Source organism: Sinomonas atrocyanea (genome assembly GCF_030812675.1).
In the GTDB taxonomy this organism is placed as follows: domain Bacteria; phylum Actinomycetota; class Actinomycetes; order Actinomycetales; family Micrococcaceae; genus Sinomonas; species Sinomonas atrocyanea_B.
Map to the genome: position 1 here is coordinate 23,658 of NZ_JAUSTE010000003.1, position 11,903 is coordinate 35,560.

11 protein-coding genes and 1 tRNA gene are annotated in these 11,903 nt (G+C 73.2%); 2 read left to right on the top strand and 10 right to left on the bottom strand.

The annotated features are described in order from the left end of the window. Positions 1-99 precede the first annotated feature (99 nt). The 3 genes from J2W20_RS05925 to J2W20_RS05935 form a co-directional block, all read right to left on the bottom strand. Complete coding sequence (locus J2W20_RS05925) at positions 100-1,080, bottom strand: ribose-phosphate diphosphokinase (RefSeq protein WP_066496966.1); 981 nt, start codon at positions 1,078-1,080, stop codon at positions 100-102. Then, positions 1,081-2,631, bottom strand: coding sequence for a bifunctional UDP-N-acetylglucosamine diphosphorylase/glucosamine-1-phosphate N-acetyltransferase GlmU (gene glmU / locus J2W20_RS05930; protein WP_307005842.1), 1,551 nt, complete (start codon positions 2,629-2,631; stop codon positions 1,081-1,083). 122 nt (positions 2,632-2,753) lie between these two features. Continuing rightward, positions 2,754-2,825, bottom strand: a tRNA-Gln gene (locus J2W20_RS05935). A 185-nt stretch (positions 2,826-3,010) separates the two neighbouring features. On the opposite strand from J2W20_RS05935, the gene J2W20_RS05940 reads away from it, so the two are divergent. Further along, positions 3,011-3,607 carry a TetR/AcrR family transcriptional regulator gene (locus tag J2W20_RS05940; RefSeq protein ID WP_307005844.1) on the top strand — a complete coding sequence of 199 codons (597 nt, stop codon included), beginning with the start codon at positions 3,011-3,013 and terminating at the stop codon, positions 3,605-3,607. Here J2W20_RS05940 and J2W20_RS05945 read toward each other — a convergent pair. From J2W20_RS05945 to J2W20_RS05975, 7 genes are all read right to left on the bottom strand, one after another. Then, positions 3,567-4,226, bottom strand: coding sequence for a DedA family protein (locus tag J2W20_RS05945; RefSeq protein ID WP_307005493.1), 660 nt, complete (start codon positions 4,224-4,226; stop codon positions 3,567-3,569). The genes J2W20_RS05940 and J2W20_RS05945 overlap by 41 nt on opposite strands. 62 nt (positions 4,227-4,288) lie before the next feature. Further along, positions 4,289-4,492, bottom strand: a complete 204-nt coding sequence (locus J2W20_RS05950) for a hypothetical protein (RefSeq protein ID WP_307005495.1) — start codon at positions 4,490-4,492, stop codon at positions 4,289-4,291. A gap of 92 nt (positions 4,493-4,584) precedes the next feature. Beyond that, on the bottom strand, positions 4,585-6,390 hold the full coding sequence (locus J2W20_RS05955) for an ABC-F family ATP-binding cassette domain-containing protein (protein WP_307005496.1): 1,806 nt from the start codon (positions 6,388-6,390) through the stop codon (positions 4,585-4,587). A gap of 29 nt (positions 6,391-6,419) precedes the next feature. After that, on the bottom strand, positions 6,420-7,388 hold the full coding sequence (locus tag J2W20_RS05960; protein ID WP_307005497.1) for a 4-(cytidine 5'-diphospho)-2-C-methyl-D-erythritol kinase: 969 nt from the start codon (positions 7,386-7,388) through the stop codon (positions 6,420-6,422). A 10-nt stretch (positions 7,389-7,398) separates the two neighbouring features. Then, positions 7,399-8,307, bottom strand: coding sequence for a 16S rRNA (adenine(1518)-N(6)/adenine(1519)-N(6))-dimethyltransferase RsmA (rsmA, locus tag J2W20_RS05965; RefSeq protein WP_307005499.1), 909 nt, complete (start codon positions 8,305-8,307; stop codon positions 7,399-7,401). Positions 8,308-8,344: 37 nt separating this feature from the next. Further along, positions 8,345-9,520 carry a resuscitation-promoting factor gene (locus J2W20_RS05970; RefSeq protein ID WP_307005501.1) on the bottom strand — a complete coding sequence of 392 codons (1,176 nt, stop codon included), beginning with the start codon at positions 9,518-9,520 and terminating at the stop codon, positions 8,345-8,347. Positions 9,521-9,750: 230 nt separating this feature from the next. After that, a complete protein-coding gene (locus J2W20_RS05975) occupies positions 9,751-10,695 on the bottom strand; it encodes a TatD family hydrolase (RefSeq protein WP_307005503.1) in 945 nt (314 codons plus the stop codon). A gap of 145 nt (positions 10,696-10,840) precedes the next feature. On the opposite strand from J2W20_RS05975, the gene J2W20_RS05980 reads away from it, so the two are divergent. Further along, the gene (locus J2W20_RS05980) at positions 10,841-11,899 is read left to right on the top strand and encodes an AAA family ATPase (RefSeq protein WP_307005506.1); all 1,059 of its coding nucleotides are present in this window, start codon (positions 10,841-10,843) and stop codon (positions 11,897-11,899) included. Positions 11,900-11,903 lie beyond the last annotated feature (4 nt).

The following is an 11,903-nucleotide window of genomic DNA, read 5'->3' on the forward strand; positions in this document are numbered from 1 at the left end:
ACCATCCTACAGGGGCGGAGGGACGCCGCCAAAACGGCGCACGACGGCGCCGTCCCCGCCTCGGGTGGGGACGCCGCCGTCGTGCGCGGGGTGCTGCTGCTAGCTGCGGCCGTCGAAGAGCGAGGTGACCGAGCCGTCGTCGAAGACCTCGTGGATCGCGCGGGCGATGAGCGGGGCGATCGAGAGGACGGTGAGCTGCTCGAAGCGCTTCTCGGCGGGGATCGGCAGCGTGTTCGTCACCACGACCTCGCGCGCACCGGACTCGGCCAGGCGCTGGGCGGCCGGGTCGGAGAACACGGCGTGGGTCGCGGCGATGATGACGGAGCGGGCGCCGGCGTTCTTCAGGACCGTCACAGCGCCGGAGATCGTGCCGCCGGTGTCGATCATGTCGTCGATGAGCACGCAGTCGCGGCCCTCGATCTGGCCGACCACGGTCTTGGAGACCGCGGAGTTGGGCACGTTCACGTCGCGGGACTTGTGCACGAACGCGAGCGGGGCGCCGCCGAGGCGCTCGGCCCACTGCTCGGCGACGCGCACGCGGCCGGTGTCCGGGGAGACGACCGTGACCTTGTTCAGGTCCACCCGGGTGCGGACGTAGTCGGCGAGGAGCGGGATCGCCATGAGGTGGTCCACCGGGCCGTCGAAGAAGCCCTGGATCTGCGCGGTGTGCAGGTCGACGCTCATGAGCCGGTCCGCGCCGGCGGTCTTGTAGAGGTCCGCCATGAGGCGGGCCGAGATGGGCTCGCGGCCGCGGTGCTTCTTGTCCTGCCGGGCGTAGGGGTAGAACGGGGAGACGACCGTGATCCGCTTGGCGCTCGCGCGCTTGAGCGAGTCGATCATGATCAGCTGCTCCATGATCCAGTTGTTGATCGGCGCGGGGTGCGCCTGGATCACGAACGCGTCGGCGCCGCGGACGCTCTCCTCGAAGCGGACGTAGGTCTCTCCGTTGGCGAAGTCGTACGCCGAGGTCGGCAGCAGCTCGGTGCCGAGCTCCTTGGCGATCTCCTGCGCGAGCTCCGGGTGGGCGCGCCCGGAGGCGAGCACCAGACGCTTCTCGCCATTGGCCGTGATCTCGGTCATCTACTTGCCTTCTTCTTTCTTCGAGGGGGATGCGGCGGAGGAGGGACGTTCGGGGGCCTCGTCGGCGGCCGCAGCCCTGGCGTCGGCGGCCGCGGCCGCCGACGGGGAGCCGGCGCGGTGCGTCTCGGTCCAGCCCTCGGCGTTGCGCTGCGGGGCGACGGAGAGGGCGAGGGCCCCGGCGGGCACGTCCTTGCGCACGATCGCACCGGCGGCCGTGTAGGCGCCGTCGCCGACGGTGACGGGGGCCACGAAGACGGTGTTGGAGCCCGTGCGCACCTGGGCACCGATCACGGTGCGGTGCTTGTGGACGCCGTCGTAGTTGGCGGTGATGTTGCCGCAGCCGATGTTCGCGCCCTCGCCCACCTCGGCGTCCCCCACGTAGCCGAGGTGCGAGAGCTTGGCGCCGCGGCCGATCTGGGCGTTCTTCGTCTCGTAGAACGCGCCGATCTTGCCCTCGGGCCCGAGCCGGGTGCCGGCCCGCAGGTAGGTGAAGGGGCCCACGGTGGCGCCGGCGCCGATCTCGGATCCGGTCCCGTCGGTCCGCTTCACGGTCGCGCCCTCCCGGACCACGCAGTCGGTGAGGGTCGTGTCCGGGCCGATCACGGCCTCGCGCTCCACGACCGTGGCGCCGTGCAGCTGGGTGTTGGGCTTGAGGGTGACGTCCTCGGCGAGCTGCACGGTGGCATCGACCCAAGTGGTGGCGGGGTCCACCACCGTGACGCCCGCGCGCATCCAGGCGTCGAGGATGCGGCGGTTGTGCTCGGCGGCCAGGGCCTGCAGTTGGACGCGGTCGTTGGCGCCCTCGACCTGCCAGCGGTCCGTCGTGGCGAGCGCGGAGACGCGCCCACCGGCCGCGCGGGCAATCGCGAGGACGTCGGTGAGGTACTTCTCGCCCTGCGCGTTCTCGGTGGTGACCTGCCGGAGCGCCTCGCGCAGCACGGCGGCCTCGAAGGCGTAGATGCCGGAGTTGACCTCGCGGATGGCGTGCTCGGCGGCCGAGGCGTCCTTGTGCTCGCGGATCCCGGCGACTGTGCCGTCGTCCTCGCGCAGGATGCGGCCGTAGCCGGTCGCGTCCTCGAGCACCGCGGTCAGGACGGTGACGGCGTTGCCCGCGGCCTCGTGCTCGGCGACCAGCTCCGCCAGCAGCGCGGTGGTGAGGAGCGGCACGTCGCCGTAGGTCACCACGACGGTGCCCGAGAGCTGCCCGCCCTCGGCCTCGGCGTCGAGCGCCTCCAGGGCCACCTCGACCGCGCGGCCGGTGCCGGGGACCTCGTCCTGGTCGACGATCACCGCGGCCGGGTCGTGCTCGGCGATGTGCGCGGCGACGAGGTCGCGCTCGTGCCGCACGACGGCGGCCAGCCGGCCGGGCTCGAGGCCCCGCGCGGCGTCGAGCGCGTGGGCCACCATCGAGCGGCCGCCGAGCGGGTGGAGGATCTTGGGGGTGCGCGACTTCATGCGCGTCCCTGCCCCGGCGGCCAGGACGATCACCGCGGCGGGGCCGTGCTGTCGGTGGGCCGCGCGCGGGGCGCCGGCGAGATGCGTCCGCCCCAGGTCCTCTGCTGTTGCGCTCTGTCCGGGGGTCTCCGCATTCACTGTCGCTGGCTCTCCTGGTCGATCGGCTGGCGAGTGGGGCTGTCGGCAATTCTAGCCAGTGCCGTGAGCTGGCCATTGCGTTCCGCCCCTAGGATTCGAACCTAGTCTGCACGGCTCCAAAGGCCGGCGTGCTGCCGTTACACCAGGGCGGAGTGCACGCTGCCGCCGGGACGGGCGCGGCACAGTGGTCAATTCTGCCATGGATGGGCGCCCCGGGCGGCCGGGCGGGCTGCCCCGCACTAGGATGGCCATCGTGTTGCCGTCCGAGCCCGAGCGCGCCGCCGCCCGCGCGACGGCGACCGGACCCGACCCCGCGGGCGTGGCCCCGCGGGTGCGGATGACCGGCCCGCAGCGCCGCCGCCAGCTGGTCGCGGTGGGCCGTTCGGTGTTCGCCGCGAAGGGCCTCGACGGGGCCACGATCGAGGAGATCGCGACGGCTGCGGGCGTGACGAAGCCGGTGGTGTACGAGCACTTCGGGTCCAAGGAGGGCCTGTACCGGCAGGTTGTGGAGCAGGAGTCGGAGAGCCTGCTCGAGGCGATCGGCTCGTCGCTGGGCGATGGGGGCCGGCCGAGGGTGCTCGTGGAGCGCGCCGCGCTCGCGCTGCTGGGGTACATCGAGGAGCACACGGACGGGTTCCGGATCGTGGTCCGGGACGCGCCGCCCGGGCACCGCGAGGGGGCGTTCTCCAGCATCCTCTCGCGCGTGACCGCGAGGGTGGAGCACATCCTGGGGGACGAGTTCGCGGCCCGCGGCTTCAGCACGGGCGACGGCGCGATGTACGCGCAGATGCTCGTGGGCATGGTGGCGATGACGGGCCAGTGGTGGCCCGACGCCCGCTCCCCCGACAAGCACGCGGTGGCCGCGCACCTGGTCAACCTCGCGTGGAACGGCCTCACTGGCCTTCAGAGGGATCCGGGGCTGGTCGACTCCTGAACGACCGCTCCTCGCGGCGGTCGGCGCGCGCCTTGCGGACGCGCCAGACCACGATGGCGATGACGGCGACCACGCCCACGACCGCGGCGATGTCCCGGCCCGCGGCCTTGGCGACCACCTCGTAGGAGGCGCCGGCGACGTAGCCGAGGACGGCGAACCCGGCCCCCCACACCGCTCCCCCGAGGGCGTTGAAGGCGAGGAAGCGCGGGTACGGCATGCGGGAGGCGCCGGCGAGGGCTGGCATCATGGCGCGGAAGAACGCCACGAACCGGCCCAGGAACACGGCGGAGCCGCCCCGGCGGCGCAGGAACTCCTGGGCGTCGTCGAGGCGCCGCCGGTGCCGGTCGAAGACCCGGAAGCCGAGCAGGCGGGGGCCCAGGTGCCGGCCGATCTCGTATCCGACCGTGTCGCCGAGGATCGCGGCGACCACGATCAGGGGCGCCATGATCCACAGGTCCGCCTTCCCCTGGTTGGCGAGCACCCCGCCGAGCACGGCGGCGGTCTCGCCCGGGATCACGAACCCGATGAAGATGGCGTCCTCGGCGAAGACGAGCGCGAACACCGCCACGTACGCCACGAGCGGCGGCACGGCCAGGATCGCTTGAACGAGGGAACCCATCTAGCCGATGCTAGGCCTCGAGGCTGGGAGCGGCCAGAGTCCGGTCCCGCGGGCGGCGCCGGTCAGGCTCCGAGGCGCTGGACGTCGGCGCCGTCGGTGCTGTGCACCATGTGGCGGCCCTGGCCGCCGTGCTCGATGACCCACAGCACCGACCCGTCCGGCGCCACCGCGTCGACGATGCCCGAGACTGACAGCCGGCCGGGTTCGACCACGGTGACGAGGTCCCCCGGCACCAGCGAGGTGAAGTCGTCGCTCCGAGCGCCCATGCCTGTCCCTTCCCGCGGGCCCCCATGGCCTGCTGGGCCCAGCGTAGGCAGTCCCGGTGGCCGCGCGGTGGCGGGCGCGTGAACGCCTGGCGCTACTCGAGGACCTCCGAGGCCTCGAGCCACGCGAGCTCGAGCTCCTCCTTCTGCCCGTGCAGTTCGTTCAGCTGCGCAGTGAGGTCTCCGAGCCGGACGAAGTCCTCTGCGGAGGCAGCCATCTGGGCGTGCAGCTTCTCCTCCTGGGCGGTGAGCTTGCCGAGCTGGCGCTCGATCCGGCCGAGCTCCTTGCGGGCCTCGCGCTTCTCTGCCTCGGAACGGCCCGCCGCGGCGGGCTGGGCGGCCTGGGGGGCCTGTCCGGGGAGCGCCTCCGCGGCCGCGAGCGCGGCCTCGCGCAGGGCGAGGTACTGCTCGACGCCGCCGGGCAGGTCGCGCACCTTCCCGTCGCCGAGGAGGGCGAGCTGGTGGTCGGTGACACGCTCGAGCAGGTACCGGTCGTGGCTCACCACGACGAGGGTGCCGGGCCAGCCGTCGAGGACGTCCTCGACCGCTGCGAGGGTGTCGGTGTCGAGGTCGTTGGTGGGCTCGTCGAGCATGAGCACGTTGGGCTCGCCCACGAGGAGGCGCAGGAGCTGGAGCCGGCGCCGTTCGCCGCCGGAGAGCTCGGACACGCGGGTCCACTGCTTCTCGTTGGTGAAGCCCAGCTGCTCGACGAGCTGGCCGGCCGTGAGCTCCTTCGAGCCCACGCTGAACGTCTGCTTCTCGCGCTGGATGACCTCGATGACGCGCAGGTCTGCGACGTCGTCGAGCTCGCGGACCTCCTGGCTGAGCACGGCCGGGACCACGGTCTTGCCGCGCTTGACCCGGCCCGAAGTCGGGGCGATGTCACCCGAGAGCAGCCGCAGGAGCGTGGACTTGCCGGCCCCGTTGACGCCCACGAGCCCCACCCGCTCGCCCGGGGCGAGCCGGAGGGTGATGTTGTCCAGGAGGGGCCTCGCGTGCCCCTCGCCCCCGTCGTAGGCGAGGGTCACGCCCTCGAGGTCGATCACGTCCTTGCCCAGGCGGGCGGTGGCCATCTTCGACAGGGCCACGGAGTCGCGCGGCTCGGGGACGTCGGAGATGAGCGCGTTCGCGGCCTCGATGCGGAACTTGGGCTTGGAGGTGCGGGCGGGCGCGCCGCGGCGGAGCCACGCGAGCTCCTTCTTCACGAGGTTCGCGCGCTTGCCCTCGACGACGGCGGCCATCCGGTCGCGTTCGGCGCGGGCCAGCACGTAGGCGGCGTAGCCGCCCTCGAAGGGGTCGACGATCCCGTCGTGGACCTCCCACGTGTCGTTGCAGACCTCGTCGAGGAACCAGCGGTCGTGGGTGACCACGAGGAAGGCGCCCTCGGTGGGGCGCCACCTCGTCTTGAGGTGCCGCGCAAGCCAGGCGACGCCCTCGACGTCGAGATGGTTGGTGGGCTCGTCGAGCATGATGACGTCGTGCGGCTCGATGAGGAGCTTGGCGAGGGCCACGCGGCGCTTCTGTCCGCCGGAGAGGTCGCGCACCTGGGCGTGCCAGTCGACGTCGGCCACGAGGCCGCCCATGATGTCGCGGATGGTGGGGTTGGAGGCCCACTCATAGTCGGCGCGGTCCCCCACGATCGCGGCGCCAACGGTGAGGTCGCCGTCGAGCACGTCGCCCTGGTCGAGGTAGCCGACGTCGACCCCGCGGCGCCAGGTGACGCGGCCGCCGTCGGGCGCCAGCCGCTGGGCGAGGAGGCGCATGAGGGTCGACTTGCCGTCGCCGTTGCGGCCCACGATCCCGATCCGGTCGCCCTCGTTGAGGCCGACCGTGACGCCGTCGAGCACGGTGCGCGTGCCGAAGGAGATGGCCAGGCTCTCGCCGCCGAGGAGGTGTGCCACAGGAATCCTTGCCAGTCGGGTGAAGGGGACTACAGAAGGGTATCGCTGACGATCCGCGCCCCGGGCACGGGCCCGTGGACCGCGAGCGCCTCGATCCCGTGGTGGGCGAGCTCCTCCGCGAGGTCGGCGGCAGCGCCGGCGTCGGCCGCGAGGAGGGCGACGGTGGGCCCGGAGCCCGAGACGATCGAGGCGAGTGCCCCGTGTGAGTCGGCCCACCCGAGGGTGTCGCGCAGCTGCGGGGCGAGGCCGACCGCGGCGCGCTGCAGGTCGTTGACCAGCAGGTGGGAGAGGCCGCCGGCGTCCCCGGCCCGGAGGGCGGCCAGGACGCCCGGCTCGACGTGCGTGGGCTCGGGGACGCTGAGGCCCTCCGCGTCACGGAGCCGGTCCAGCTCGGAGAACACGGCCGGCGTGCTCAGGCCGAACGGCGCCGGGACGAGGACCCAGTCGAACCGGGTCGTGGCGAGCGCCGGCGAGAGCTGGTCCCCCACGCCCAGGCCCACGGCGGCACCGCCGAGCAGGGCGAAGGGCACGTCGGCGCCGAGCTCGGCAGCGACGTGGGCGAGCTCCTCCTTGGACAGGCCCGAGCCCCAGAGCGCGTCGCAGGCGAGGAGGGCCGCGGCGGCGTCGGCCGATCCCCCGCCCATGCCACCGGCCACGGGGACGCGCTTGGTGATGGTCAGGTGCACCCCGGTCGGGTGCTCGGTCATCTCGGCCATGAGGCGCGCGGCGCGCACGGCCAGGTTGCGCTCGTCGAGCGGGATGTCGAGCTCGTCGAGGTCGAGGGTGCTCTCGGGGCTCAGGCTCACCGTCACGCCCGGCTCGGCCGAGGTGGTCGCGGTGACCTCCTCGAACAGCGAGACGGCGAGGTAGATGCTGGCCACCGAGTGGTAGCCGTCCGGGCGGCGGGGGCCGACCCGCAGGGAGACGTTGACCTTGCCCGGGGCGCGGACCTTCACGGACCTCGGGCGGGCGTCGGGTCCGGAGGGGCTGGTGCGCATGCCCCCCACGCTATCGGACCGCGTCGGTGGCGGGCGCACCCGCGTCGGCCGGGCGGTGCTGCTCGGCGATGCGGGCGAAGTCGGAGATGCCGAGGACCTCGCCACGGGCCTGCGGGTCCACGCCCGCGGCCCGCAGGGCCCGCTCGGCTTCGGCGCCCGAGCCAGCCCAGCCGGAGAGCGCGGCCCGCAGGGTCTTGCGGCGCTGGGCGAAGGCGGCGTCGATGACCGCGAACACCTCGCGGCGGGTCGCGGTGGTGGCCGGCTGCGCGGTGCGGGCGAACGCCACGAGGCCGGAGTGGATCTTGGGCGCGGGCCAGAAGACGTTCATGCCGATCACGCCGGCCTTGCGCATGGTCCCGTACCACGCCGCCTTGACGCTGGGGACGCCGTAGACCTTGGAGCCCGGCTCGGCGGCGAGGCGGTCGGCCACCTCGTCCTGGACCATGACGAGGCCGTGGCGCAGCGACGGGAAGTGCTCGAGGAGGTGCAGGACCACGGGGACGGCCACGTTGTAGGGCAGGTTCGCCACGACTGCGCTGGGTTGCGCGAACGGCCCCTGCGGGAGCTCGGTGGTCTTCAGGGCATCGGAGAGCACGAGGGCGAAGCGCCCGACGGCGTCGGGCCGCCACTGCTCGACCGTCGCGGGCAGCCGGCCCGCGAGGACCGGGTCGATCTCGATCGCCACGACGTTCGCCGCCGCGTCGAGCAGGCCGAGGGTGAGCGAGCCGAGGCCCGGGCCCACCTCGAGGACCGTCTCGGAGGGGTCGAGGCGGGCGGCCGCGACGATGCGGCGGATGGTGTTGCCGTCGATCACGAAGTTCTGCCCGAGCGTCTTGGTGGGCCGGATCCCCAGCTCGCCCGCGAGGGCACGGATGTCGGCGGCGCCGAGGAGCGGGCGGGAGCCGGGGGCGTCAGTCACCCGAGCATCCTACCGGGGGCGGACTTGTCCCGGCCTCTCAGCCCGCCGCGCCGGCGCAGCCCCACGGGCCGAGGCCGGCCTTGGCGTAGTACGTGTTGGCAACGGCGATCTGCTGTTCGCGGGTGGCGAGGGCGGCGTTGGGGGCGTACTGGCCGCCGCCGTTGGCGATCCAGGACGAGATGTCGAACTGGAGGCCTCCGTAGTAGCCGTTGCCGGTGTTCGCGGCCCAGTTGCCGCTGGACTCGCACTGGGCGATCTTGTCCCACATGGCGGCGTTCATGACCGCGGGCGCGGCGGCGCCGGTGTTCTTGCCGGCGTTCTGGTCGGTGTTCGGGTCCGTCTTCGGCTTGGTGCCCACGAGGACCTTCTCCGCGACGGCGGCCCGGGTCACGCTCTGGGACACGAGCGAGCGCTGGGCCTCGCGGCCGTCCACGGTGACGCTGCGGTAGTGCTTCTCGACGGTGCCGTCCACGCCCTGCTGGACAACCTTCGTCTCGCCCTCGGGGAGGTCGGCGCTCTCGGTCTTCTCGGTGCTGTACGGGAGCGTCTCCGTGACGGTGCTGGCGGCGGAGGTGTCCACGCGCGTGACCTTGAGCGCCATGTTGGCCACGATGGGGGCGTTGCGGGGCGCGGAGACGCGGTCGGCCGGGCCGGGGGTGATCCCCAGCTCGGTGAGGAGCTCCGCGACGGTGGCGGCCGTCGTCGTGCGCGTCACGGGGGTGCCGTCGACGACGACGGTGAGGTCCTTCGGCGTGCTGATCCTGATCGGTGCGCTCTCCGCATCCAGGCGGGTGGAGCGGTCCAGCGAGACGAGCGAGGCCGGGGCGACCCCGAGCTGGCTCACGAGCCCGGCGACGTCGGGGGCCGTGGTGTCCACGGTGCGCCGGGCGCCGTCCAGGTCGACGGTGACATGCCTGGCGCGGCTGACGATGACCACGGAGCCGTCGGTGACGGTCGCGCCGAGGGCGGGCGAGACGCGGTCGGCCGAGCCGAGCTGCACGGACGCGCTGCGGACGACCTCGTCCACGGTGGAGGCGAAGGTCGTGACGGTGCTGGCCTGTCCGTCGACGGACAGGGTCACGGTCTTGCCGTTCACCACGAACGCCGTGGTCCCGAGGGCGAGCGCGGCCACGACGGCGGCCTGGCCCGCGGCGCGGACGGGGGAACGGCGGGGACGGACCGGTCGTGCTGCGCGGCGGCCGTGTTTGCTCACAGGGGTCCAATCGTCGGTCCATCCGGGCACGGCGGCCCCGGGCACAGGGCAGGAGAGGGCCGGGAGATGGACGGCGCGCGCCCGTGGCATTGCTCCTGCCTCACCCCGAGGGGGCAAGTGCCCGGCGTCTGCGGCGACCCCGGCTGTTGGGGTTCACAGTAACCGAAACGTTACACAGGAGCCAGTCAGGTCACGGAACGACTACGAGCGCGCCCGCGAGCGGGCAGGGTTCAGTCCCAGTCCCCGTAGGCCTGCTCGGTGTTGGCGGAGAGCCGCGAGCAGAGCTCGGCGAGGTCGGCTCCGAGGACCTCGGCCATGGAGCGCACGGTGTAGGGCACCATATAGCTCGCGTTGGGCCGGCCGCGGTACGGGTGGGGCGTGAGGTACGGCGAGTCGGTCTCGACGAGGATCCTCCCGGGGTCCGCGATCGCGAGGGCCCGGCGCAGGTTCTCGGCATTCTTGAACGTCATCGTCCCGGCGAAGGACATGAACCAGCCGTTCTCGTTGCAGGTCCTGGCGAGGTCCTCGTCCCCCGAGAAGCAGTGGAACACGACCGTCTCCGGGGCGCCCTCCTCGCCCAGGAGCCGCACCACGTCCTCGTGGGCGTCGCGGTCGTGGATCTGCAGGGTCTTGCCGAGGCGCTTGGCGAGGTCGATGTGCCAGCGGAAGGAGTCGTGCTGGACCGCCAGGGCATCGCCCTTGGAGCGGAAGTAGTCCAGTCCCGTCTCCCCGATGGCGCGCACGCGCGGGTGGGCCGCGAGCTGCTCGATCTCGGCGTAGGCCGCCTCGAGCTCGCCGCGCGCGGCGTAGCGGGGGGCATCGTTGGGGTGGAGCGCGACGGCGCCGAGCAGCCGCGCGTCGGCGTCGAGCGCCTGCACCGTGAACCGGGAGGAGGGCAGGTCGCAGCCCACCTGGACCGCGCGGTCCACGCCCACCGCGGCCGCGGCGTCGAGCGCGTCCTTGACCCCGACTTCCACGAGCCCGTCCCGGAAGTTCAGATGCGTGTGGTTGTCCACCACCGGCACGGGCAGCGGCTCGGGTGCCGGCGGGTACTCGAGGCGGCGCGACCGGCCGGACTCGTCCGTGGCGGCGCGGCGCCCGCCCGGGCGCGCCTCCTCCGCTTCGTCGGCGGTGCCGGTGGGACGGTAGGCGGCGGGCGTGTGGGCTGAGCACATGGCCTCCACTGTAGTTCGCGGACGGCGGGGCAGGGACCGCCGAGGGGCCGAGCGCGATGCGGCCGCTGCGGGTAACGTGGAGGCTAGGTGTGGCGCATGCCACAGCAGCAGGGCCGCGCGCTGGCGGCCGGCCGGGAGGGCGCACATGGACGGTCATCAGGGCGGGCTCGACCAGGCGGGGGGCTCGGTGAGCCCCCTGCGTGCGCTCCACCACGGCGAGGCGCCCGAACCGATGGACGCGGCGCGCTTCAAGGCCGCGTGCGAGCGGATCCTGGCCTCCATCGGCCAGGTGGTCGACGGCCAGGCGGAGGCCGCGCGCCTGGCCCTCACCGTCCTGCTGGCCCAGGGCCACCTGCTCGTCGAGGACGTCCCCGGCGTCGGCAAGACGATGCTGGCCAAGACCCTGGCGCGGTCCATCGACTGCTCGGTCAGCCGCATCCAGTTCACCCCGGACCTCCTCCCCAGCGACGTCACGGGGGTCTCCATCTACAACCAGGCCACCCGGCAGTTCGAGTTCCGGCCCGGCGCCGTGTTCGCGAACATCGTGATCGGCGACGAGATCAACCGGGCCTCGGCGAAGACCCAGTCGGCGCTGCTCGAGTGCATGGAGGAGCACCAGGTGACCGTGGACGGCACCTCGTACGTGCTCAGCGAGCCGTTCATGGTCGTCGCGACCCAGAATCCGATCGAGATGGAGGGCACCTACCCCCTCCCCGAGGCGCAGCGCGACCGCTTCATGGCGCGCATCTCGATGGGCTATCCCGACGCCGCCGCCGAGGCGGAGATGCTCGACAGCCATCAGTCGGACTCGCCCCTGCTGCGGGTGGAGCCCGTGGTGGATGCGGCCGAGATCCGCGCCATGATCGCCACCGTCAAGGACGTCTTCGTCTCCGCGCCGGTGCGGGACTACACGGTGGAGCTCGGCCGGGCGACGCGCGCGAGCGAGCGCATCCGCCTCGGGGCGAGTCCGCGCGCCGTCCTGCAGCTCCTGCGCGCGGCGAAGGCCCGGGCCGCCGTCGCCGGGCGCGACTTCGTGCTGCCGGACGACGTCGCCGCAATGGCGCCCGAGGTGCTCACCCACCGCCTCGTCCTCGAACGCCGGGCCTCGGGCAGCGGGCTCACGCCGGCCGCCGTGCTCCGTGCGGTCGTGGACTCGGTGCCTGTCCCCGTCACCGGGCAGTCCGGCGCCCGGCGGCACGGATAGGCGG